General features: G+C 66.0%; 17 protein-coding genes. 6 read left to right on the top strand and 11 right to left on the bottom strand.

Annotated elements, in window-relative coordinates; genetic code table 11:
- Positions 1–300 precede the first annotated feature (300 nt).
- Positions 301–1,212: a LysR substrate-binding domain-containing protein gene (locus TO66_RS17040; protein ID WP_044463389.1), complete on the top strand. Its 912-nt coding sequence runs from the start codon at positions 301–303 to the stop codon at positions 1,210–1,212.
- 183 nt (positions 1,213–1,395) lie between these two features.
- Here the strand turns inward: TO66_RS17040 and TO66_RS17045 are convergent, their stop codons facing one another.
- From TO66_RS17045 to TO66_RS17080, 8 genes are all read right to left on the bottom strand, one after another.
- Entirely contained in the window at positions 1,396–2,436 is a 1,041-nt protein-coding gene (locus TO66_RS17045) for an ABC transporter substrate-binding protein (protein ID WP_044463390.1), read from the bottom strand.
- Between the two features lie 55 nt (positions 2,437–2,491).
- Positions 2,492–3,874, bottom strand: a complete 1,383-nt coding sequence (locus tag TO66_RS17050) for an aspartate aminotransferase family protein (protein WP_044463391.1) — start codon at positions 3,872–3,874, stop codon at positions 2,492–2,494.
- Positions 3,871–5,307, bottom strand: a complete 1,437-nt coding sequence (locus tag TO66_RS17055; RefSeq protein WP_044463392.1) for an APC family permease — start codon at positions 5,305–5,307, stop codon at positions 3,871–3,873. The genes TO66_RS17050 and TO66_RS17055 overlap by 4 nt, the downstream gene beginning before the upstream one ends.
- A 98-nt stretch (positions 5,308–5,405) precedes the next feature.
- The gene (locus TO66_RS17060; RefSeq protein WP_409077162.1) at positions 5,406–6,923 is read right to left on the bottom strand and encodes an aldehyde dehydrogenase; all 1,518 of its coding nucleotides are present in this window, start codon (positions 6,921–6,923) and stop codon (positions 5,406–5,408) included.
- Positions 6,916–8,079, bottom strand: a complete 1,164-nt coding sequence (gene argE / locus TO66_RS17065; protein ID WP_044463394.1) for an acetylornithine deacetylase — start codon at positions 8,077–8,079, stop codon at positions 6,916–6,918. The genes TO66_RS17060 and argE overlap by 8 nt, the downstream gene beginning before the upstream one ends.
- Positions 8,072–8,746, bottom strand: coding sequence for a DUF1028 domain-containing protein (locus TO66_RS17070; RefSeq protein ID WP_044463395.1), 675 nt, complete (start codon positions 8,744–8,746; stop codon positions 8,072–8,074). The genes argE and TO66_RS17070 overlap by 8 nt, the downstream gene beginning before the upstream one ends.
- 10 nt (positions 8,747–8,756) lie before the next feature.
- Positions 8,757–9,167, bottom strand: coding sequence for a RidA family protein (locus tag TO66_RS17075; RefSeq protein ID WP_044463396.1), 411 nt, complete (start codon positions 9,165–9,167; stop codon positions 8,757–8,759).
- The gene (locus tag TO66_RS17080) at positions 9,167–10,480 is read right to left on the bottom strand and encodes an NAD(P)/FAD-dependent oxidoreductase (protein WP_044463397.1); all 1,314 of its coding nucleotides are present in this window, start codon (positions 10,478–10,480) and stop codon (positions 9,167–9,169) included. Before TO66_RS17080 ends, TO66_RS17075 begins: the two co-directional genes overlap by 1 nt.
- A 269-nt stretch (positions 10,481–10,749) precedes the next feature.
- Between TO66_RS17080 and TO66_RS17085 the strand changes: the two genes are divergently transcribed.
- The 5 genes from TO66_RS17085 to TO66_RS17105 all read left to right on the top strand — a co-directional run bounded on the left by TO66_RS17085 (position 10,750) and on the right by TO66_RS17105 (position 19,066).
- Positions 10,750–12,327 carry a phospholipase effector Tle1 domain-containing protein gene (locus TO66_RS17085; RefSeq protein WP_044463398.1) on the top strand — a complete coding sequence of 526 codons (1,578 nt, stop codon included), beginning with the start codon at positions 10,750–10,752 and terminating at the stop codon, positions 12,325–12,327.
- Positions 12,327–12,980, top strand: a complete 654-nt coding sequence (locus TO66_RS17090) for a DUF2931 family protein (RefSeq protein WP_044463399.1) — start codon at positions 12,327–12,329, stop codon at positions 12,978–12,980. The genes TO66_RS17085 and TO66_RS17090 overlap by 1 nt, the downstream gene beginning before the upstream one ends.
- 216 nt (positions 12,981–13,196) lie before the next feature.
- Positions 13,197–14,453 carry a multidrug efflux RND transporter periplasmic adaptor subunit MexE gene (gene mexE / locus TO66_RS17095; RefSeq protein WP_044463400.1) on the top strand — a complete coding sequence of 419 codons (1,257 nt, stop codon included), beginning with the start codon at positions 13,197–13,199 and terminating at the stop codon, positions 14,451–14,453.
- A 15-nt stretch (positions 14,454–14,468) separates the two neighbouring features.
- Positions 14,469–17,648 carry an efflux RND transporter permease subunit gene (locus TO66_RS17100; protein WP_044463401.1) on the top strand — a complete coding sequence of 1,060 codons (3,180 nt, stop codon included), beginning with the start codon at positions 14,469–14,471 and terminating at the stop codon, positions 17,646–17,648.
- Positions 17,645–19,066, top strand: coding sequence for an efflux transporter outer membrane subunit (locus tag TO66_RS17105; protein WP_044463402.1), 1,422 nt, complete (start codon positions 17,645–17,647; stop codon positions 19,064–19,066). Before TO66_RS17100 ends, TO66_RS17105 begins: the two co-directional genes overlap by 4 nt.
- A gap of 303 nt (positions 19,067–19,369) precedes the next feature.
- On the opposite strand, the gene TO66_RS17110 is transcribed toward TO66_RS17105, so the two are convergent.
- The 3 genes from TO66_RS17110 to TO66_RS17120 are packed head-to-tail and all read right to left on the bottom strand — an operon-like array spanning position 19,370 to position 22,657.
- Entirely contained in the window at positions 19,370–20,317 is a 948-nt protein-coding gene (locus tag TO66_RS17110) for an HlyD family secretion protein (RefSeq protein WP_044463403.1), read from the bottom strand.
- Positions 20,314–20,517, bottom strand: coding sequence for a DUF1656 domain-containing protein (locus tag TO66_RS17115; protein ID WP_044463404.1), 204 nt, complete (start codon positions 20,515–20,517; stop codon positions 20,314–20,316). The genes TO66_RS17110 and TO66_RS17115 overlap by 4 nt, the downstream gene beginning before the upstream one ends.
- Positions 20,507–22,657 carry an FUSC family protein gene (locus tag TO66_RS17120; protein WP_044463405.1) on the bottom strand — a complete coding sequence of 717 codons (2,151 nt, stop codon included), beginning with the start codon at positions 22,655–22,657 and terminating at the stop codon, positions 20,507–20,509. Before TO66_RS17120 ends, TO66_RS17115 begins: the two co-directional genes overlap by 11 nt.
- Between the last annotated feature and the right edge of the window lie 210 nt (positions 22,658–22,867).

Below are 22,867 nucleotides of genomic sequence, written 5' to 3' on the forward strand. Positions count from 1 at the left end.
TCCACGCACCCATTTTTCGTTCTGCGCCACGCTGCCAGAGGAATCTCCCGCAAATACTGGATATATAACCAGTACCGCTAGAATTTTCCTACCGACCGTGAAGCAAAAGTCCTACACGTCCAGGCGGTGCTCGTCGCTGTCGTCAGGCCCGCACAAAGCGCCCAGGCCCGCCCTGGTCGATGCCATGGAGCCACTCGCCGGCTGCCGAGCAAAAATATCCCCACTGGCGAACAAAATCCGCTGCAGCGCCGGGCAGCGGAGCAGGTATCGTGGAGCGAAACAATCGGCCAGAGGTGCACTGTGGCGTCCTATTCCTTGCGTCAACTGAAGTATTTCGTCACCACCGTCGAGTGCGGCAGCGTCGCCGAAGCGTCGCGCAAGCTGTATATCGCCCAGCCGTCGATTTCCACGGCGGTCAAGGGCCTGGAAGACAGCTTCGGCGTGCAGTTGCTGATCCGCCATCACGCCCAGGGCGTGTCCCTGACCCCCGGTGGCGCGCGGTTCTACCGCAAGGCCCAGGAACTGCTGCGCATGGCCCATGAGTTCGAGCAGAACGCCCTGGCCGACAACGACGTGGTGTGCGGGCAGATCGACATCGGCTGCTTCGAGACCGTCGCCCCGCTCTACCTGCCCCGGCTGATCGCCGGTTTTCGCCAGCGCTTCCCGGGGGTGGAAATCCGCCTGCAGGACGGCGAGCAGCAGGAGCTGGTGCAGGGCCTGACCGGCGGGCGTTTCGACCTGGCAATCTTCTACGAGCACGAACTGGACAGCACCATCGAGACCGAGGCGCTGATGGCGCCGCAACGGCCCTATGCGCTGTTGCCGGCCGGGCACCGTTTCGCCGGGCAGGCCCAGGTGTCGCTGCGCGACCTGGCCCTGGAGCCGATGATCCTGCTGGACGTACAGCCCAGCCGCACCTATTTCGTGAGCATCTTCGAGGAGTTGCAGCTGGCGCCGAACATCGTCTTCGGCTCGCCGTCGATCGAGATGGTGCGCGGCATGGTCGGCCAGGGTTTCGGCTTCGCCCTGCTGGTGACCCGGCCCCATGGCAACCACACCTACGACGGCCAGGAGCTGGTGTGCGTGAACATCGCCGAGGACGTCACCGGCTCGGCGCTGGTGGCCGGCTGGCTCAAGCGCGCACAACTGACCAAGCCGGCGCAGCTGTTCGTCGATTACTGCAAGGAGCAGTTCAGGGCCTGGCTGGCCTGACACCGCGCTCAAACCAGGGGGCGGACCTGCACCCAAGCGTAGGAGCTGGCTCGCCAGCGATGAGGCCCGCATGGATTGCCCACCAGGTGCTGACAGGCTGGCGAGCGCTTTGCGCTCGATCGCTGGCAAGCCAGCTCCTACGGAGATTGGTAAGTGCTCCGAGGAAGCTGGCCGCCAGTGGTATCAGCGCGCCGCCCAGGCGTTGAAGCGCTGCTCCAGCTCTTCGCCGTGGTCTACCCAGAAGGCCGCATCCACCGCCCGCGCCCCGGCCAGGTTGGCCTGCGCGGTGGGCAGTTGCTGCTGCACCGCGCTGGGCAACAGCGTCAGCGCATCACGGTGTACCGGCCCGTAGGGGATGGTTTCGGAGAACACCTTCTGCGTCTGCGGCTGGCTGGCGAAGGCGATGAAGTCTTCGGCCAGCGCCTTGTTCGGCGTGCCCTTGACCACCGCCCAGTACTCCGGGTCGTAGAGGCTCTGCGGCCAGACGATGCTCAGCTTCATGCCTTCCTTCTGCGCCGAGGCGATCCGGCCGTTGTACGCCGCGCTCATCACCACGTCGCCGGCGATCAGCCATTGCGGCGGCTGCGCGCCGGCTTCCCACCACTGGATCTGGCCCTTGATCTGGTCGAGCTTGGCGAACGCCCGGGTCACCCCCTCGGGGGTGCCGAGCACCTGGTACAGCTGCTCCGGCTTGACGCCGTCGGCGAGCAAGGCGATCTCCAGGGTGTACTTGGCCCCCTTGCGCAAGCCGCGCTTGCCGGGGAAGTCGGCGAGGTTCCAGAAATCCGCCCAGGAGCTCGGCGCCCGGGCCAGCTTGTCCTGGTCGTAGGCCATGACCATCGACCAGACATAGGTGGCCACCCCGCACTCGCTCAGGGTGCCCGGGACGAATTGCGCCGGATCGCCGAAGCGCGCCGGGTCCAGGCGCTCGAACAGGCCTTCGTCGCAGCCGCGCAGCAGCTCCGGGCTTTCGACCTCGACCACGTCCCAGCTGGTATGGCCGACATCGACCATGGCCTTGATCTTCGACAGCTCCCCGTTGTATTCGCCGGCGACCACGCGTCCTGCGCCGCTGGCGGTGAAAGGTTGGAAGTAGGCCTTGTCCTGGGCCTGCTTGGTGGCACCGCCAAAGGAGATGACGGTGAGGCTCTGCGGTGCGGCCGAAACAGCGGTGCACAACAGGGCCAGGGCAAAGGGAACGCAGCAACGCAAGGGTCTGGACATGAAGCGGTTCCTCTGATGGGCCGGCGCGCCCGCACGCGCCGGCCGCTTTATGGGCTTACAAGCGACCGAATTCGCGGGCGGTGCGGTCTACGGCGATACGGGTCTTGTCGACCAGTTCATCGATGTCGGCGTGGCTGGCCACCAGGGCCGGGGCCATGATCATCCGGCCCAGGGTCGAGCGGATGATCAGGCCCTCCTCGAAGCCGAGGGTGCGGCAACGCCAGGCCATGTCGTTCTCGTTGGCGAAACGCTTGCGGCTGGCCTTGTCCTCGGCGAACTGCAGGGCGGCGACCAGGCCGGCGCCCTGCACTTCGCCAATCAGCGGATGGTGCTCGAACACTTCGCGCAGGCAGCGCTGCAGGTAGGGGCCGGTCTCGTGCTTGACCCGGCTGACGATGCCTTCGTCGCGCAGCGCCTTCAGATTGGCGATGGCCACCGCCGCGGCCACCGGGTGCCCGGAATAGGTCAGGCCGTGCGCGAACACCCCGCCCTGCTCCACCAGCACCTCGGCCATGCGCCGGGACAGGATCAGCCCGCCCATGGGGATGTAGCCGCTGGTCAGGCCCTTGGCGATCGACAGGGTGTCGGGCTCGAAACCGAAATGCTGGTGGGCGAACCATTCGCCGGTGCGGCCGAAGCCGCCGATCACTTCGTCGGCGCACAGCAGCACATCGTACTGGCGGCAGATGCGCTGGATTTCCGGCCAGTAGCTGTCCGGCGGGAAGATCATGCCGCCGGCGCCCTGGAAGGGTTCGGCGACGAAGGCCGCGACATTCTCGGCGCCCAGTTCGAGGATCTTCTCTTCCAGCTGGCGCGCGGCGCGCAGGCCGAACTCGGCCGGGCTCAGGTCGCCTTCGTGGGCGAACCAGTACGGCTCGTCGATATGCGCCACATCGGGGATCACCCCGCCCATGTCGTGCATGAACTTCATCCCGCCCAGCGCCGTGGCGCCGAGGGTCGAGCCGTGATAGCCATTCCAGCGGCCGATCATGATCTTCTTCTGCGGCTGGCCGAGGATCTGCCAGTAGCGGCGCACGGTGCGGATCAGCACCTCGTTGGCCTCGGAGCCGGAGTTGGTGTAGATCGCGTGGCTGTAGTGCGCGGGCAGCAGGCTGAACAGCAGCTCCGAGAGCTCGACCACCGCCGGGTGGGTGGTGTGGAAGAACATGTTGTAGTACGGCAACTGCTCCAGCTGCTGGCTGGCGGCCGCGGCCAGGTCCTTGCGGCCGTAGCCGAGGTTGGTGCACCACAGGCCCGACATGCCGTCCAGGTAGCGCTGGCCGTCGTTGTCCCACAGCGCCAGGCCCTCCCCGCGCACGATCACCCGCGGCCCCTCGGCGTTCAGCGCCTTCTGGTCGAGGAATGCATGAATGTGGTGCGCGGCATCCGCGGCCTGGTAGTCGCCGGTGCTACGGACGGGTTTCACTTGAACGGTCATTGCAGATCTCCTTGCGGTTTTTTATCGGGAGCGCCGAGCACGCTGGCCAGCGGCTCCGGCTTGAACAGGGGCTTGCCCATCACGCCCTTGATCCACAGCACGGCGATGATCGAGACGATCAGCAGCACCAGGCCGGCGTAGGCGAAGATCGACACGGTCATCTCCGGGCTGGGCGAAACGTTGCAGATCGCAAACAGCATGCCGGCGATGCCGAACAGCTGCGGCAAGGGGTAGAACGGCGTGCGGAACGGCCGCGCCACCTGCGGGTAGCGCCGGCGCAGGGCGATGACGTTGACGTGGGTGATGATGTAGGCCAGCAGCCAGGCCAGGGCCGCCGAGAGCAGCAGCTGGTTGATGGCGTCGGCGTGGTCGTGCATCAGCAGCAACGGCAGGCCGGTGACCGCGGCGATGAACAGCACCGCCACCCAGGGCGCGCCGGTGCGCTTGCCCTGGCGCTTGAACACGCCGAAGGCCTGGCCGTTGCGGGCCATGCCGAAGAGCATCCGCGGGATCGCCGCCAGCGAACTGTTGAGGGTGCTGCAGGTGGCGGTGACCGCCGCGGTCACCAGGAACACCTTGCCGGCCTCGCCGAACACCGTGGTGGCGAACAGGTAATGCGGCAGGCCGTTGCTGGCCAGTTCCGCCTGGGGCACGGTGAGCAAGGCGCCCAGGGCGTACAGGGCGATGATCACGAAGATGATGGTCAGGCCGAGCATCATCGAGCCGGGGATGGTGCGCTCCGGGCGCCGGGTTTCCTCCACCAGCGGGCAGACGAACTCGGCGCCGACGAACCCCCACACCGCCATCGCCGTCAGGGCGATCACCCCCAGGCCCAGCGGGTTCCAGCCGGCCGCGTCGAACAGCGACGGGTTGGGCGCGGGGATATCGCTGCTCATGGCGCTCAGGCCCATCACCAGCAGGACCACGGTCATCACCACCGCCAGCAGCGTTTGCAGGCGCGCGAAGATGTCGATGTTGCACAGGTTGAGCACGGTGAACAGCGCCAGCACGCCCAGGGCCACGCTCAAGGGCGGCATGGCGTGCGGGTAGACCTTGTCGATGATGAACTCCATCAGCAGCAGCTCGGCCGACAGGGCGAACATCGCCACCACGATGTAGCCGGAAAAGGTCGCCAGGATCGCCGGGAACTGGCCGATGGCGACTTCGGTATAGGTGCTCAGGCTGCCAGCGCGGGGAATCATCAGCGCCAGTTCGGAAAACGAACAGGCGTAGCTCAGGGCCAGCAGGTAGGCCAGCCCCAGGGGCACGATGAAGCCCGGCCCGGCGAGGCCGACGCCTTGCAGCATCAGCACCATCACGCCCTGGGACACCACCAGGCCGATGGCTACCGCCAACAGCGCGGTGAGGCCGAGTTTCCTGCGACTCGCGGGCGCCGCCCGGGCGCCGGTATGCACGCTTGCATTGCTGTTCATCGGTTGCTCCGTCTTGTTGTTCTATTTTTTGGAAGATCGGTGCCGCGCAGGGGGGCTGCTGCGCAGCCCATCGCCGGCAAGCCGGCGCCTACGGGTATTCAGTTGCGTAGCTGGATCCAGGTGGTCTTGAGCTGGGTGTACTTGTCGAACGAATGCAGCGACAGGTCGCGGCCGAAGCCCGATTGCTTGCCGCCGCCGAAGGGCACGGTGACGTCCAGCGCGTCGACGGTATTGACCGACACGGTGCCGGCGTGCAGCCGCCGCGCCACCCGGTGGGCGCGGTTGAGGTCGTCGGTCCACAGCGACGCGGCCAGGCCGTAGACATGGTCGTTGGCCAGGGCCACCGCCTGCTCTTCGTCGTCGAACACCGTGACCGCCAGGACCGGGCCGAACACCTCTTCGCGGGCCAGGGTCATGTCGGCGGTCACGCCGGTGAAGATGGTCGGCTCGATGAAGTTGCCGGAACCGTCGCGGCTCAGCCGGCGACCGCCGCAGACCAGCTGCGCGCCCTCGGCCCGGGCCTGTTCGATGTACTGCATGATCCGCTGCGTCTGTCGCGCATCGACGATCGCCCCGGCCCGGCTCGCCGGGTCCAGCGGATTGCCCGGCTGCCACTGGCGCGCCCTGCTCACCAGGCGCTCGATGAACGCCTCGGCAATCGGCCGCTGCACCAGCAGGCGCGAGTTGGCCGAACAGACTTCCCCCTGGTTGAAGAAGATGCCGAACGCGGCCTTCTCGGCCGCCAGGTCCAGGTCCTGGCAATCGGCGAACACCAGGTTCGGGCTCTTGCCGCCGCACTCCAGCCAGACCTGCTTGAGGTTCGACTGCGCGGCGTACTGCATGAAGTAGCGGCCCACCTCGGTAGAGCCGGTGAACGCCAGCGCATCCACCGCCATGTGCAGGCCGAGGGCGCGACCGGCCTCCTCGCCCAGGCCGGTCACCACGTTGAGCACCCCGGCGGGCACGCCGGCCTCGATCGCCAGTTCCGCCAGGCGCAGGGCCGAGAACGGCGACTGCTCGGCCGGCTTGAGCACCACGCTGTTGCCGGCGGCCAGGGCCGGGGCGACTTTCCAGGCGGCCATGTCCAGCGGGAAGTTCCACGGCACCACCGCGCCGATCACCCCCAGCGGCACCCGGGTGATGGTCGCCAGGACATCGCTGGCGCTCGGCGCCACCTGGTCGTACAGCTTGTCGAGGCTTTCGCCGTACCAGGCGAACACCTGGGCGGCGCCCGGCACGTCGATGTTCCAGGCATCCATCACCGGCTTGCCCATGCTCAGGGAATCGAGCAGGGCCAGCTCATCGCGATGCTCCAGCATCAGCCGCGACAGGCGCAGCAGGATCGCCTTGCGCTCGCCGGGCGCCATGCGGGCCCAGGGGCCCTGGTCGAAGGCGCGGCGGGCGCTGCGCACGGCCAGGTCGACCTCGACCGCGCCACAGGCGGCCACCCGCGCCAACAGGGTGCCGGTGGCCGGGTTGATCACCTCGAAACGCGCCCCGCTCTGCGCCTGGCAGGCCTGGCCGTCGATAAAGGCGCTGTCGATCAGGCGTTGCCGTTGCGCCAACGCTGTCCACTCGTTGAAATCCTTCACCGCAGATTCCTTATTGTTATTCATGGTTGGAAAGGTATTCGGCCAGCCGGTCCATCAACCGGTCACAGGCCGCCAGCTGTTCGACGCTGACGAATTCGTCCGGCTTGTGGCCCTGCTCCATGCTGCCCGGGCCGCAGACCACCGTCGGGATCCCCGCCGCGGCGAACAGCCCGCCCTCGGTGCCGAAGGCCACGGTGCCGAAGGCGTCGCTGCCGCAGAGGTGCGCCAGGCATTGCGCGGCGGCGCTGTGCGGGTCGGTGGCGAGGCCCGGGTAGGCCGAGAGCGGTTCGAAGCGGATCGCCGTCCCGGCCTTGACCGCCTGCATCGCCGGTAGCAGTTCCCGTTCGGCGTAGGTTTGCAGTTCATCCACCACCGCCTGGGGCTCGAAGGCCGGCAAGGCGCGGACCTCGAAGTCGAAGCGGCAGTCGGCCGGGACGATGTTCAGCGCGGTGCCGCCCTGGATCAGCCCGACCTGCACCGTGGAGAACGCCGGGTCGAAGCGCCCGTCGTGATGCTCGGGGGCCGCCAGACGCTGGCCGATCTCGCCGAGGCGGCCGATCAGCCGCGCGGCCTGCTCGATGGCATTCACACCATCGGGCGCATAGGCCGAATGGCACGGCGCGCCGTGCACATGGCAACGCATGGCGAGCTTGCCCTTGTGGCCCAGCACCGGCTTGAGCCCGGTGGGTTCGCCGATCAGGCACAAGGCCGGTGGCGGGATGCGCTGCGGCAGCACCGCCAGCAGGCCGCGCACGCCGAGGCAGCCGACCTCCTCGTCATAGGAGAACGCCAGGTGCACCGGCCGGCGCAGCGGGCTGGCGAGCAACCGCGGCACGGCGGCGAGCACCGAGGCCAGGTAGCCTTTCATGTCCGCGGTGCCGCGCCCGTAGAGCTTGCCGTCGCGCTCGGTGAGGCTGAAGGGCTCCACCGTCCATGGCTGGCCATCCACCGGCACCACGTCGGTGTGCCCGGAGAGCACGATGCCGCCCGCCACCGCCGGGCCGATGCTGGCCAGCAGGTTGGCCTTGGTTCGCTCGGCGTTGTAGATGAGTTCGCAGGCGACGCCCAGGCCCTCCAGGTAGTCGCGCACGAACTCGATCAGGGCCAGGTTCGAATCGCGGCTGACCGTGGCGAAACCGACCAGCGTGGCCAGCAAGGCACGGCTGCGCGGCTCACTCATCGCCCGGCACTCCGTAGCTCGGCGCCAGGGTCGGGTTGAGCGCGCGGGTCAGGTAGTCCTGCAACTGGGGTTCGTAGGCGCTCCAAAGCCGGCTCAGCTCGCCGATGGGGTTGGCGTCGGCCCAGTCCACCCGCAGGTCGACGATCGGCCAGAGCAGCTCGCCAACCACCGACAGCGCCGCCGAATGCACGGCGCCCGCCTCGCCGCCGGCGTCCTGGCCGGCCTGCAGCGCACTGAGCAAGCGCGCCGCCAGGCAGCCTTCGCTGTGCTCGAAGGCCTCGACCATGCGTTCGATCACTGTGCTATTGGCCAACAGGTTGCCAGCCGCCACGCATTGCTCGCCGGCCACGGCATGGTGGATGCCCAGCGCCTGCGTGCCGCTGAACAGCGCCGTGCGCCCCTGGGCATCGATCACTGCCACCTGGCGGTACTGGCTGTAGCCGTTGCGGGTCAGCGCCCGGTCCAGGGCCTGCGCCGGTGCCAGGCCCTCGTCCAGGCCGTCAAGCACCTGCGGGCCCAGCGCCGGCAAGGTGATGTTCTGGCTCGACACCGCGCCGACGCCACTGCGCAGCCAGGGGCAACGGGCGCCGACGGCGATGCTCGAGGAACTGATGGCAATGCCCAGCTGGCCGGTTTCGGCGCAGCGGCCAACGATGGAGAACGTCATGGCCTGCTCCTTATTCGGGGATAACCGCGATCACGTCGATTTCCATCAGCCACTGCGGCTGGCCCAGGGCACTGACCACCAGCCCGGTGGAGATCGGGAACACACCCTTGAGCCATCGACCGACCTCCTGGTAGACCGGCTCGCGGTAGCGCGGGTCGGTCAGGTAGGTGGTGGTCTTGACGATATGGCTGAGGTCGCTGCCGGCCTCTTCCAGCAACTGCTTGACGTTGCGCATGGCCTGCTCGGCCTGGGCTCGCGGATCGCCGAGGCCGACCAGCCGGCCCTCGAAATCGGTGCCGACCTGGCCGCGCACATAGACGGTATTGCCGGCGCGCACGGCCTGGCACAGGTCGTTGTCCAGGGACTGGTTCGGGTAGGTGTCTTTGGTGTTGAACATGCGGATACGGGTATGCGTAGGCATCAGCGGGCTCCCATGAGGCTGGCGGATTGAGCGGTGGATGAGCGATCGGCCTGGCGCTGCGCGGCGTCGCGGTAGTCGTGGTAGATACGCTGCTTGACGATGTGCTCGGCGATATGCCGGGCGTCGTGCCACACCCCCCAGATAAAGGCCGAGCCACGGCGCGACAGCCACGGCAGGCCGACGAAATACACCCCCGGCTCGCTGGACACGCCGCGCTGGTGGCGGGGCTTGCCGTTGTCCTTGAAGGCATCCACCTGCAGCCAGCTGTAGTCCACCGAATAGCCGGTGGCCCAGATGATGCTGGTGACGCCGGCCCGGGCCAGGTCAAGTTCGAGGAGCGGCTGGGTCAGGCACGGCGGGTCCGGGAGCATGACCCGCGCTTCGGGCTCTTCCGGCAGGTCCAGGCCATTGCGGGCGATGTAGGCGTCGGCGGCATCGAGCAGCGCCAGGTAGTTTTCGTCGCCGCGGGCGATGTTCTCGGCCAGGTTGTCCTCGAAGCGCACCACGCCGTCGGCGAAGGATTGGGTCAGGCCGACCAGGGTCATGCCCTGGTGGGCGAGCCGGCGAAAGTCCACGGTATGGCCGCCGCGGGCACCGCTGACGGCGATGGTCACGTGCTCCTTGCCCGGCTGCATGGTCTCGGCGTCCCACTCGCCCAGCACCCCCAGCCACCAGCAGAAATCGCGGTTGCGATAGGCCCGTGGCGGGCGGTCGTGGGCGCCGACCGAGAGGTAGACCTGCTTGCCGGCCCGTTGCAGCTCATCGGCGATCTGCACCCCCGAAGACCCCGCCCCCACCACCAGCACCGCGCCTTCGGGCAACTGCTGCGGATTGCGGTAGGCGGCCGAGTGCAGTTGCAACACGCGCTCGTCCTGCGCGGCGATCGGCGGGATCACCGGGCGCTGGAACGGCCCGGTGGCCACCACCACCTGCCGGGCCTCGATCACACCATCGCTGGTGTCCACGGTGAAGCCCGGCCGGTTGGCGTTGCGCACCACCTTGCGCACCTCGACGCCGGTGCGGATCGGCGCCTTGAACTTGCGGGCGTAGGCTTCGAAGTAGTCGGCCACCTGATCCTTGGCGGCGAAGGCATCGGGATCGAGGTCGAATTCCAGCCCCGGAAAGCGGTCGTGCCAGGCCGGGCCGTTGGCCACCAGCGAATCCCAGCGCCCGGTGCGCCAGGCCTCGGCGATGCGGTTGCGCTCCAGCACCAGGTGCGGCACGCCCAGGCGGCTCAGGTGTTCGCTCATGGCCACGCCGGCCTGGCCGGCCCCCACTACCAGGGTGTCTATCTTGTTGTTGTCGGTTGTCATGTCTGCGCCCTACTGAGTGATCCCACGCCAGGGGCATGGGAGGTGTAGGTCGCATTCTGTAAGCAGGCGAAAAATCACGAAATCATGATTTTTGTGGTTGCTGGAAAGGAAAAAACTGCCTGGCTGCAACGCCCGCCGGCCAGGCCTCTTGCCTGAGTCTTACGAGCAAATCAGCACCCGCTCTGCCCGTTGCAGATTCCTCCTAAATCCTTGCCTCGCTCTTCCCGGTACGGTCTCCATCGACTCTCTCGACCGCACCAGGACCACCCATGGCCAGCAACGGACCCGGGCCGATACCCAACCTTCTACGGCCCGCCAATCCCAATGAGCGCCCCACCGAACGCAGCGCCGAAACCGAACAACCCAGCTACGGCGAACAGCTCTGGGCGCAGTACGAGAAATACTCCAGGGAACCCACACCGCCGCCCGAAAAGGTCCAGGTGGCATTGCGTATTGGGGTGTTTTTCGATGGTACGGGCAATAACGCCAGCAACTCGGCCATGGGGCAGTTGTGCGGGGCCCAGCACCCTATAGAGCCCCAGGATCTCGATGGTAGTTGCAAGCCGTATATGAGGGATCCGGAGAGCAGTTATGGGAATGGGGTGAGTAATGTGAAGCGGATGAGTGATTTGTACTACTCCACTCAGGAGCCCGAAGGCATGGGCCTGTTAAAACGCGCCTCCTTTGCCATTTATGTTGAGGGGATCGGTACGCAGGCGGGCCAGAAAGACAGCCTCATAACCTCTGGGACGGGGCGCGGTGGCACAGGAATATCGGGCTGTGTGCAGAGGGCATTTCGCGAGATCAAGGAGCGTATTGCGTTTTTCTTCGAGCAATATCCCGACAGTGAAATATCCTCGTTGACCTTCGATGCTTTCGGCTTTAGCCGAGGCGCGGCGGCGGCCCGGCACTTTGCCAATGAAGTCGTGCGTTGGGGCGGTCCGCTCGAACTGATTCTGCATGACCACTCCAAGTCCTTCAGCCCCAACTTCAATCGACAGTACGGCAATGATATCGATATGGGTTTTATCGGCCTGTTCGACACGGTGCCGTCGGTAGCTGGCGTGAGTAATCTGGGCAACGTGCGCAGCGCCATTGCCCCAGGTATCAAGCTGTACCTCGACCGTCGCTACTTTCGTTCAGTGGTGCAACTGGTTGCCCGGGATGAACATCGAGCCAACTTCGCCCTGAGCCGGGTCAAGCCAGACCACACCGAGATCACCCTGCCCGGCGCGCACTCAGATATCGGCGGTGGTTATCTGGATGAGGTGCAGGAGTGTGTACTCGTCAGTCCGATGCAGGCGCTGGAGGTGCCGCTCAATACTGATGTGACCCAGACCTCGATTTACCGAGACGCTACCCTGATAAGAAAACGCTGGTTGGCCAAGGGCTGGCCCGCACAATGGCTGGAGATCGTCACACCGGAGCCTATGGTTCTACCGCAAGATCCGCAGGACCGTCTCGGCTTACGACAAAAACGGGTGTATGCCGGTGTCCAGCTCAAGAGACCAATGAACAACAAGCTGGCAAAGGTGTATCTACGTGTCATGTATGAACTGGCCAGGAAGAATGGTGTGCGCTTCAAGGCCATCGACGAAGAAGATCCGGACTACGCGATCCCGCAAGAGCTGAAAACCCTCTGTGACAGGTTTGTCTCAGGTGACTACAGTACGACTCCAGCCGAGGAAACCCTGCTAAAGCAGCGCTACATCCATCTCTCGGCCCACTGGAACCACCCGCTTGGCAAGCAGGATGGCGGTAGCCTTAAGCTTGTTTATATCAACGCCCCCACGGCGGATGCCGTGCGTGTGCAACACCCTCACGTACCTGATTGGACGCTTTGGTAATGAGAGTATTCATCGCCCTGTTGGGCGCACTGCTACTAAGTAGCTGCCAAACTACCGACCCACTTTCTGGAAAGAACGACCCCAAAAGTCCTTGGTGGGATCTCGGCTTCACCGAGCCCAATTACATGGAAATCTGGGTTGAAGAAAGCGCGGTAGAAGATATCAACGGAAAACTGTTTCGCCGCACCGGCGGCGGAACTGCCGCAGGCGGACAACCCGAGGACAACCGGGAGTCTGCGAGGGGATGGACTGGAGTCGGCGTTGCTGGCAAATCCGTAGTCGGTGCCGACCTGCCCCAACGTATTTTCGTACGCTGGCAATCGGTGGTGGAACCACAAACCTACCGGGTGTGGATCGATATCCCGGAAGAGGCCCGACAGATCATGCGCAAGGCCACCGCCCGCCGTTGCCCGGAAACACCGCAAATGACCGCCAGCTATATGGCCTCGGTCAATCTGGGGCTGGCCCCAGGCGGCATCGTTCAGGTGTGGGTAAGAGACGAATGTCGTCACCCGATCAAAGTCGCCCGCGCCCAAGCGGAAGTTGAACCGCTAGGTCCTCATCTGGGCAAATCCAACGGACACTATTACCCCTTGTCCGAAAACTCCAAACGCTACATAGAGCGATACGGCATCCCCTACGGCAGTTGGTAGGCCCCTTGCTCACGCCAGGGCCTTCATCCTTGCAATCCCGGAAACAATGAAATTCCGTTTAAGGAATTGATAGCCCCCTAACGAAAGGTGCATGCTAGAGGGCTTGCATCGCGCTTATATCATTCCGGATGATAGTTACCTTCGTCTCATTCGATTCGTGCGATACAACCCTGCCGAGCATCATCCGCCCATCTCTAATACATTGGCGGATGATCCATGGAACAGTCACTCAAACACTTACGCTTCCCTCTCGCGGTCCTGGCCGTGCTGGTGATGAGCGCCTGCGGCAAGGCACCGCAAACCGCCGCAAACATGCCCGCCGCCAAAGTCAGCGTGGCCAAGGTGATCGAGCAGCCGGTCAACGAATGGGACGAATTCACCGGCCGCCTGGAGGCGCCCGAAACCGTGGAGATCCGGCCACGGGTTTCCGGCCAGATCGACCAGGTGGCCTTCACCGAAGGCGCCCTGGTGAAGAAAGGCGACCTGCTGTTCCAGATCGACCCGCGTCCGTTCCAGTCCGAAGTCCGTCGCCTCGAAGCCCAGCTGCAACAGGCGCGCGCCACCGCCACCCGCAGTGAAAACGAAGCCCAGCGCGGCGAACGCCTGCGCACCAGCAACGCGATTTCCGCCGAGCTGGCCGACTCGCGCACCACCGCCGCCCAGGAAGCCCGCGCTGGCGTCGCCGCGATCCAGGCGCAACTGGACCTGGCGCGCCTGAACCTGAGCTTCACCCGCGTCGTCGCGCCCATCAGCGGCCGTGTCAGCCGCGCCGAAATCACCGCCGGCAACCTGGTGACCGCCGATGTCACCGCGCTCACCAGCGTGGTTTCCACCGACAAGGTCTACGCCTACTTCGACGCCGACGAGCGTGTGTACCTCAAGTACACCCAGCTCGCCCGCCAGGGCCAGCGCGGCCAGACCACCCCGGTCTACCTCGGCCTGTCCAACGAAGATGGCCACCCGCACCTGGGCCAGATGAACTTCGTCGACAACCAGGTCAACCCGCAGACCGGCACCATCCGCGGCCGCGCGGTGTTCGACAACAGCGACGGCAGCTACACCCCGGGCCTCTACGCGCGGCTGAAGCTGGTGGGCAGCGGCACCTACTCCGCCGTGTTGATCAATGACGAAGCCGTGGGCACCGACCTGGGCAAGAAGTTCGTCCTGGTAATGGCCGCCGACAACAAGCCGGCGTACCGCGCCGTCGAGCTGGGGCCGAAGATCGAGGGCCTGCGGATCGTGCGCAGCGGCCTGAACAAGGACGACACCATCATCGTCAAGGGCCTGCAGCGGGCCCGTCCGGGCGCGCCGGTCACCCCCGAAGAGATTCCGATGGCCAGCAAGGAAACCCTCGCCGCCCTGGCGCAACAACGACAAGCCCTGGAAGCCAGCAACCGGCCTCAAGTCGCCCCCGCCAAGGGTGCGCCTGAAGCCGCTGCGAAGCTGGCCAGCGCTGCGACTCCACGCGGTTAAGGGAAAAGACTCAAGATGAATTTCTCCCAGTTTTTCATTTCACGGCCGATCTTCGCTGCGGTGCTCTCGCTGCTGATCCTGATCGCCGGTTCCATCTCGCTGTTCCAGCTACCGATCAGCGAATACCCGGAAGTGGTGCCGCCGACCGTGGTGGTGCGCGCCAACTTCCCGGGCGCCAACCCGAAAGTCATCGGCGAAACCGTGGCCGCGCCCCTGGAGCAGGCCATCACCGGCGTCGAGAACATGCTCTACATGTCCTCGCAGTCCACCTCCGACGGCAAGATCACCCTGACCATCACCTTCGCCCTGGGCACCGACCTGGACAACGCCCAGGTGCAGGTGCAGAACCGGGTGACCCGGACCGAGCCCAAGCTGCCTGAAGAGGTGACGCGCATCGGTATCACCGTGGACAAGGCCTCCCCCGACCTGACCATGGTGGTCCACCTGACCTCGCCGGACAAACGCTACGACATGCTCTACCTGTCCAACTACGCCATCCTCAACATCAAGGACGAGCTGGCGCGCCTGGGCGGCGTGGGCGACGTGCAACTGTTCGGCATGGGCGACTACTCGCTGCGGGTCTGGCTGGATCCGAACAAGACCGCTTCGCGCAACCTGACCGCCACCGACGTGGTCACCGCCATTCGCGAGCAGAACCGCCAGGTCGCCGCCGGTACCCTGGGCGCGCCGCCCGCGCCGAGCGCCACCAGCTTCCAGTTGGCGGTCAACACCCAGGGGCGCCTGGTGACCGAGGAAGAGTTCGAGAACATCATCATCCGCGCCGGCGACAACGGCGAGATCACGCGCCTGAAGGACATCGCCCGGGTCGAGCTGGGTTCCAACCAGTACGCCCTGCGTTCGCTGCTCAACAACCAGCCGGCGGTGGCGATCCCGATCTTCCAGCGTCCCGGTTCCAACGCCATCCAGATCTCCAACGAAGTGCGGGCCAAGATGGCCGAGCTGAAACAGAACTTCCCGGAAGGCATGGATTTCAGCATCGTCTACGACCCGACCATCTTCGTGCGCGGCTCCATCGAAGCGGTGGTGCACACCCTGTTCGAAGCCCTGGTGCTGGTGGTGCTGGTGGTGATCCTGTTCCTGCAGACCTGGCGGGCCTCGATCATCCCGTTGGTGGCGGTGCCGGTCTCGCTGATCGGGACCTTCGCCGTGATGCACCTGTTCGGTTTCTCGCTCAACGCCCTGTCGCTGTTCGGGCTGGTGCTGGCCATCGGTATCGTGGTCGACGACGCCATCGTGGTGGTGGAAAACGTCGAGCGTAATATCGGCCTCGGGCTGAATCCGTTCGAAGCCACCAAGCGCGCCATGCGCGAGGTGACCGGGCCGATCATCGCCACCGCCCTGGTGCTCTGCGCGGTATTCGTGCCGGCGGCGTTCATCAGCGGCCTGACCGGGCAGTTCTACAAGCAGTTCGCCCTGACCATCGCGATCTCCACGGTGATCTCGGCCTTCAACTCCCTGACCCTGTCGCCGGCCCTGGCCGCGGTGCTGCTCAAGGAGCACCACGCACCGAAGGACCGCTTCTCGCGGCTGCTGGAGAAACTCCTGGGCGGCTGGCTGTTCAAGCCGTTCAACCGCTTCTTCGACCGTGCCAGCCATGGCTACGTCGGCACCGTGCGCCGGGTGATCCGCGGCAGCGGCATCGCCCTGTTCCTCTACGCCGGCCTGATGGTACTGACCTGGCTGGGCTTCGCGCACACGCCGATGGGCTTCGTCCCGGCGCAGGACAAGCAGTACCTGGTGGCCTTCGCCCAACTGCCGGACGCCGCGAGCCTGGACCGCACCGAAGACGTGATCAAGCGCATGTCGGACCTGGCCCTCAAGCAGCCTGGCGTGGAAAGCGCGGTGGCCTTCCCTGGCCTGTCGATCAACGGTTTCACCAACAGCCCGAACAACGGCATCGTGTTCGTGACCCTCAAGCCCTTCGACGAACGCAAGGACCCGAGCATGTCCGCCGGGGCCATTGCCGGCGCCTTGAACGCCCAGTACGCCGACATCCAGGACGCCTACATGGCGATCTTCCCACCGCCGCCGGTACAGGGCCTGGGGACCATCGGCGGTTTCCGCCTGCAGGTCGAGGACCGTGGCGGCATGGGCTACGAGGAGCTGTACAAGGAAGTGCAGAACGTCATCGCCAAGAGCCGCAGCGTGCCGGAACTGGCCGGCCTGTTCACCAGCTACCAGGTCAACGTGCCGCAGGTCGATGCCGCCATCGACCGGGAAAAGGCCAAGACCCACGGCGTGGCGATCAGCGATATCTTCGACACCCTGCAGGTCTACCTGGGCTCGCTGTACGCCAACGACTTCAACCGCTTTGGCCGCACCTACCAGGTCAACGTCCAGGCCGAGCAGCAGTTCCGTCTCGAAGCCGAGCAGATCGGCCAGCTGAAAGTGCGCAACAACAAGGGCGAGATGATCCCCCTGGCGACCTTCATCAAGGTCAGCGATACCGCCGGCCCCGACCGCGTGATGCACTACAACGGCTTCGTCACCGCGGAAATCAACGGCGCGGCCGCACCGGGCTACAGCTCCGGCCAGGCGGAAGCGGCGATCGAGAAACTGCTCAAGGAAGAACTGCCCAACGGCATGACCTTCGAATGGACCGAGCTGACCTACCAGCAGATCCTTGCCGGTAACACCGCGCTGTTCGTCTTCCCGCTCTGCGTGCTGCTGGCCTTCCTGGTACTGGCCGCGCAATACGAGAGCTGGAGCCTGCCGCTGGCGGTGATCCTGATCGTGCCGATGACCCTGCTGTCGGCCATCACCGGGGTGATCCTGTCCGGTGGCGACAACAACATCTTCACCCAGATCGGCCTGATCGTACTGGTGGGCCTGGCGTGCAAGAACGCGATCCTGATCGTCGAGTTCGCCAAGGACAAACAGGAAGAAGGCCTCGACCCGCTGGCCGCGGTACTGGAAGCCTGCCGCCTGCGCCTGCGGCCGATCCTGATGACCTCGTTCGCCTTCATCATGGGGGTGGTGCCCCTGGTGTTCTCCAGCGGCGCCGGCGCGGAAATGCGCCATGCCATGGGCGTCGCGGTGTTCTCCGGGATGCTCGGGGTGACCTTCTTCGGCCTGCTGCTGACCCCGGTGTTCTACGTCCTGATCCGCAACTATGTGGAGCGCAGCGAAGCCCGCAAAGCGACCCGTGCCCTGAAACTGGAGGCGCAGCAATGAGTTCGAAAGTCTTCCTGCCAAGCTTGCTGGTACTGGCCCTGAGTGCCTGTGCCGTGGGCCCGGACTACCAGACCCCGGCCACCGAGGCGGCGCACATCAGCGCCGCCACCGACGGCGCCGCGGGCCAGAAGAATTTCGACCGCGCGCGTTTCGAAGGCATCTGGTGGCAACAGTTCGACGATCCGGTGCTCAACCAGCTGGTGACCCGCTCCCTGCAGGGCAACCATGAGTTGCGCGTGGCCTTCGCCCGCCTGCGGGCCGCCCGGGCGATTCGCGACGACGCCAGCAACGATGCCATGCCGACCATCACCAGCCGCGCCAGCAGCGACCTGGCCAAGGGCCAGATCCCGGGCCAGACCACCCGCCGGGTCAACAGTGAGCGCTACGACCTGGGCCTGGACATGGCCTGGGAGCTGGACCTGTTCGGCCGCATCCAGCGCAACCTGGAAGCCACCGAAGCCGACCAGCAGGCCGCCGAGGCCGACCTCTACCAACTGCAGGTGACCATGATCGCCGAGCTGGTGGACGCCTACGGCCAGCTGCGCGGCGCCCAACTGCGGGAAAAGATCGCCCTGGCCAACCTGGAGAACCAGCAGGAGTCGCGCAAGATCACCGAAAGCCTGCGTGACGCCGGCGTCGGCGACCAGCTCGACGTGGTCCGCGCCGATGCGCGCCTGGCCGCGGTAGAAGCCAGCGTGCCGCAACTGCAGGCCGAACAGGTGCGCCAGCGCAACCGTATCGCCACCTTGCTTGGCGAGCGTCCGGAGCAACTGAGCGTCGACCTCAAGCCTGCGCAGTTGCCGGCGATCGCCAAGGCGTTGCCGATCGGCGATCCGGGCGAGCTGTTGCAGCGTCGTCCCGACATCCTCAGCGCCGAACGCCAGCTGGCCGCCGCCACCGCGCGGATCGGCGTGGCCAAAGCCGACCTGTTCCCACGGGTCAGCCTCAGCGGTTTCCTCGGCTTCACCGCGGGCCGCGGTTCGCAGATCGGTTCCTCGGCCGCCAATGCTTGGGCTCTGGGCCCGAGCATTACCTGGGCCGCCTTCGACCTGGGCAGCGTGCGCGCCCGCCTGCGCGGCGCCAACGCCGAGGCCGACGGCGCCCTGGCGAGCTATGAGCAACAAGTGCTGCTGGCCCTGGAAGAGTCGGAAAACGCCTTCAGCGATTACGGCAAGCGCCAGCAACGCCTGATCTCGCTGATCCGCCAGAGCGAATCGAGCCGCGCCGCCGCCGACCTGGCCGAGATCCGCTACCGCGAAGGCACCGTGGACTTCCTGGTGCTGCTCGACGCCCAGCGCGAACGCCTGGCCGCCGAAGACTCCCAGGCCCAGGCCGAGGTCGACCTGTACCGCGGCATCGTCGCCATCTACAAGGCCCTGGGCGGTGGCTGGCAGCCGGAGACCGTCGCCAGCAACTGAGGTTTCAACCGAGCTCCTTTGGTTGGCCGCAACCAACCAAATCCTTTGCCCCGTGTTCTCATTCGGTCACGGGGCTTTTTTTCATCCGCCGAAAAGCATCGCGGGCAAGTCGGATCGCCGCCCGCTCGCTCCTACAGAAGCCCGCATATCCTTGTACCTGCGATGATGTCGTGGCGGCGCCTGTATCGCGAGCAAGCTCCTACAGGTTTTGTGGCGTCTACAAAATGGATGCCCATCCACGATCCCTTTGTAGGAGCGAGGCTTGCCCGCGATGACATTCGTTCAAACACCGCAATCCATCACTTATTCCAACACCGTCACCGTCGCCGTGGTCCCGGCGCGCAAGGTGTGCTTGCCCGGGTAAGCGGGGTCGATGGCGATCCGCACCGGCACCCGCTGTGCCAGCTTGACCCAGGTGTAGCTGGGGTTGATGTTGGCCAGCAGGCGGCTGCCCTGGGTGTTTTCCCGGTCGGTAATGGCAAAGGCGATGCTCTGCACCTTGCCCTCGAAGGTCTCGCCGCTCATCAGCTGGATGCGCACCGCACTGCCCTCGCCGATCCGCGGCAACTTGGTTTCCTCGAAATAACCACTGACATAGAAGGAGTCGCTGTCCACCAGGGCCAGCAAGGCGCCGCCGGCCGTCGCGTAGTCGCCCTGGCGGGTCTGCAGGTTGGTCACATAGCCGCTGACCGGGGCCTCGACCCGGGTGCGCTGCAGGTCCAGCTCGGCCTGGGTCAGGGCCGCCTCGGCCAGGTGTACGTTGGCCTGGGCCAGGCCGAGGTTGGCCTGGTTGCGCAGCAGGTCGGCCTGGGCCACCGCCACGTCGGTGCTGGATTTCTCCCATTCCTCGCCGGAAATCGCAAAACCCTGCTTCAGGGTCCGGCGCCGCCGCTCTTCGCTCTGCCGCTGCTTGAGCAGCGCGCTGCTGGAAGTGATCGCCGCCTCGGACTGGCCGAGGCTGGCCCGCGCCACTTCCACCGATCGCCGGGCATGCTCCACCGCCAGGGCGTAGCGCGCCGGGTCAATCTCCAGCAGCAACTGGCCCTTCTCCACGTGCTGGTTGTCCTGCACCTGCAGGTTGACGATGCGCCCGGCGACATCCGCCGACAGCGTCACCACATCGGCCCGCACACGCGCATCGCGGGTCCAGGGCGCGCGGGTGTAGTGCTCCCAGGCGAACCAGCCCAGCACCAGCGCGGCCGCCACGGCCACCAGGGTGATCGATCGAGCCAGGGTGTTTTTCAGATTCATAGGCTTCCCATCAACAGAATGACCGTGGCGCAGACGGCGGCATACAGCGCCCCTTCGAACAACGCTTCGTGCCAGACGAAACGCAACACACCGAGGCGCCGCAGCCCCCAGTCGAGCAGCAGGAAAATCGGCAGGGCCAGCAGCAGGGCCTGGGCAATGGGCGGCAGGTAGACGCCGCCGACCTCGAAATCAATGGGCAAGGGCCGGATCTCCTGTTTCCGTGGGTTGCAGCATGGGGTGGTAGCGCTCCAGAAAGGCAGCGACGATCAACAGCGAGACGCGCATGCGAAACAGCGACCACAGCTGTTCACGGGCCTGGGCCTGGTCGTCAGCCTGCAGGGTGTCCAGGTGCTCCCCCAGTTCGCGCAGCCGCGCCAGCAGGTCGCCGACTTGAAGAGCGCCGCGCCCCGCCACATAGCGGCCGATCCGGCGCAACAGCTGTTGCAGGTCGGCGTTGCCGGCGCTGCTCAGCCAGGGGTTGTCCTGGCTCTGCTGGCGCAGCTGGTGCATCGCCACGCCCAGGGTCATGCAGGCCAGGCTGGTTTCGAAACGCTCGCTGGAGGCCCGGTCCCCGGCCACGGCGGGCAACAGCCCGAGCATCTGGGTCAGGCGGTCGACCATGCGGCTCTCGAAGACGAACTGTTGCTCGTCGCCGGCCGGGGTTTTCTGCAAGGCGTAGACCTGCTCGCGGGTGTCGCGGAACAAGCGGCGGATACGCAATACCGGGTTGAACGGAAAAATGAAGGCATACACCAGCAACGACAACACCCCGCCACTGACATAAGCCCCGGCGAACTCGAACCATTGGGCGGCGCTGTTCTGCCAGGCCCCGATGTTCTGCGGGCCGATCATCAGCAGGCTCGACAGGCCCAGCCCCATGGCGATCCCGGCGGTCAGCGGGCTGGCCAGGCCGACCGCCACCGTGTACAGCAGCGGCACCAGCAACAGCGCCAGCCACTCGAAATCGCCGATTAGCGGCACCAGGCCGAACACATAGACCGCCGAGATCAGCAGCGCCAGGGCCTGGCCGCGCATATAGCTCTGGGCGGCCAGCAGGGGCCGCGGGAAGGTCGCCATCAGCGAACAGAGAATGCCCACCAGGACGATGCTCGAACGCGCCCCGTCCCAGGCGGTTTCGATCCAGATCAGCCCGGCGACCATCAGCGCGGTAAAGGCCCGCAGGCCGTTCATCGCCGCCAGCGGCCAGTCCAGGTGCAGCGGGTTGGCCCGGCCCTGGCGGTACAGGCAGCTGGCTTGGCGGCCGTCCTGGATGGCGTCGCTGAACTCGAGGATGTCTTCGAGTTGCTTGAGCATCCGCGCCTGCTCCCAGCGCAACGCCCAGGCCAGGGAGCGCAGGGTCGCGGGCAAGGCCTCGGCCGAACGCTCGGCGCGCCGCGCCTGCTCGTCGAAGCGCTGCTGCAACTGGCCGAACTGTTGCCGCGATTCGGCGGGCAAGGCCCGTCCGTGCAACGCCAGTTCGTCGAGGAACGTCAGCTCGTCGGCGCGCAGTCGCTGGATTTCTTCCGGCAGCTCGCCGACCCAGCGCGCGCGCAACAGTTCGCGCTGGTGGCGCAGCACGGTCAGGCGCGAGGTCAGCAGCACCAGCTGGTTGCCCAGCAGTTGCACCAGGCCGTCGGCGCTGCGCAGGCGCGGCGCGTCGAAATACAGGTGCCGGCGCAAGCCTTCCAGGGCGCTGATCTCACCCAGCAGCTGCATCTGCCGCTTGTGGAAATCGGCCTCGCTCTCCTCGGTGCGGATCGCCGCCGCGGCGTGGGTGGCGAGCAGCTTGAGCACCTGGTCGATCTTGGCGAAGTAGCCGGCGGCCACGGCTTCGGGGCGCGCCGTCAGCAGGCTGACCACGCAGACGCAGGCCACCGCCAGCAGGGTCTCGGTCACCCGGGTGATGGCCAGCATCAGGGTGTTGCCCTGGTCCGGAATCGCCAGCATGGCCACCACCACCGCGGTGTAGCCGCTGAGCACGAACGCCTGGGAACTGGTGTAGCGCAACAGCGTGCCGCCGGCGGTGCACAGCGCCAGCCAGAGGCCGAGGGTGACCAGGAACGGCAGCGGCGCCTGGGGAAAGATCGCCATGATCAGCACCGCCACCGCGGCCCCCAGCGTAGTGCCCAGCACCTGGCCGAAGCTGCGGGCCAGGGCCATGCCGGCCAGCGGCTGGCTGACGATGATCACCGCCATCAGCGACCATTTGGGCTGGTCGAGGTCGAAGACGAACGCCAGGTAGAGGGTCAGCAGGCCCGCGGCGATGGTGCGCAAGGCAAACCGCAACACTGCGGCCCCCGGGTGAAACACCACCCGAAAGTAATTGATCAGTGGCTGCATGGGTATTTTCTGGACAAGGGCACACCTGGGGCTAGCGTGGTCGGTCGCGATCCGGGAAAGCTTATCGTCCCCAGCTCCCCGGGAGGAAGAGGATCTTGCCCTGACCTTCATCGATCGCTTCAATCAGCTCGTCGACGAGAGTGATTGGACAACCCGGCGCCGGGCTTCTAGCCTTGCCCCCGCCGCGCAAGCCCTGAGTCGTGCCCCTCG

The organism is Pseudomonas sp. MRSN 12121, from assembly GCF_000931465.1.
In the GTDB taxonomy this organism is placed as follows: domain Bacteria; phylum Pseudomonadota; class Gammaproteobacteria; order Pseudomonadales; family Pseudomonadaceae; genus Aquipseudomonas.

What these genes read in the sequence shown, in the direction of transcription:
- TO66_RS17045 (WP_044463390.1), bottom strand. Translation starts at nt 2,436, where the DNA reads ATGTCCAGACCCTTGCGTTGCTGCGTTCCCTTTGCCCTGGCCCTGTTG.
- TO66_RS17050 (WP_044463391.1), bottom strand. Translation starts at nt 3,874, where the DNA reads ATGACCGTTCAAGTGAAACCCGTCCGTAGCACCGGCGACTACCAGGCC.
- TO66_RS17055 (WP_044463392.1), bottom strand. Translation starts at nt 5,307, where the DNA reads ATGAACAGCAATGCAAGCGTGCATACCGGCGCCCGGGCGGCGCCCGCG.
- TO66_RS17060 (WP_409077162.1), bottom strand. Translation starts at nt 6,923, where the DNA reads ATGAATAACAATAAGGAATCTGCGGTGAAGGATTTCAACGAGTGGACA.
- argE (WP_044463394.1), bottom strand. Translation starts at nt 8,079, where the DNA reads ATGAGTGAGCCGCGCAGCCGTGCCTTGCTGGCCACGCTGGTCGGTTTC.
- TO66_RS17070 (WP_044463395.1), bottom strand. Translation starts at nt 8,746, where the DNA reads ATGACGTTCTCCATCGTTGGCCGCTGCGCCGAAACCGGCCAGCTGGGC.
- TO66_RS17075 (WP_044463396.1), bottom strand. Translation starts at nt 9,167, where the DNA reads ATGCCTACGCATACCCGTATCCGCATGTTCAACACCAAAGACACCTAC.
- TO66_RS17080 (WP_044463397.1), bottom strand. Translation starts at nt 10,480, where the DNA reads ATGACAACCGACAACAACAAGATAGACACCCTGGTAGTGGGGGCCGGC.
- TO66_RS17085 (WP_044463398.1), top strand. Translation starts at nt 10,750, where the DNA reads ATGGCCAGCAACGGACCCGGGCCGATACCCAACCTTCTACGGCCCGCC.
- TO66_RS17090 (WP_044463399.1), top strand. Translation starts at nt 12,327, where the DNA reads ATGAGAGTATTCATCGCCCTGTTGGGCGCACTGCTACTAAGTAGCTGC.
- mexE (WP_044463400.1), top strand. Translation starts at nt 13,197, where the DNA reads ATGGAACAGTCACTCAAACACTTACGCTTCCCTCTCGCGGTCCTGGCC.
- TO66_RS17100 (WP_044463401.1), top strand. Translation starts at nt 14,469, where the DNA reads ATGAATTTCTCCCAGTTTTTCATTTCACGGCCGATCTTCGCTGCGGTG.
- TO66_RS17105 (WP_044463402.1), top strand. Translation starts at nt 17,645, where the DNA reads ATGAGTTCGAAAGTCTTCCTGCCAAGCTTGCTGGTACTGGCCCTGAGT.
- TO66_RS17110 (WP_044463403.1), bottom strand. Translation starts at nt 20,317, where the DNA reads ATGAATCTGAAAAACACCCTGGCTCGATCGATCACCCTGGTGGCCGTG.
- TO66_RS17120 (WP_044463405.1), bottom strand. Translation starts at nt 22,657, where the DNA reads ATGCAGCCACTGATCAATTACTTTCGGGTGGTGTTTCACCCGGGGGCC.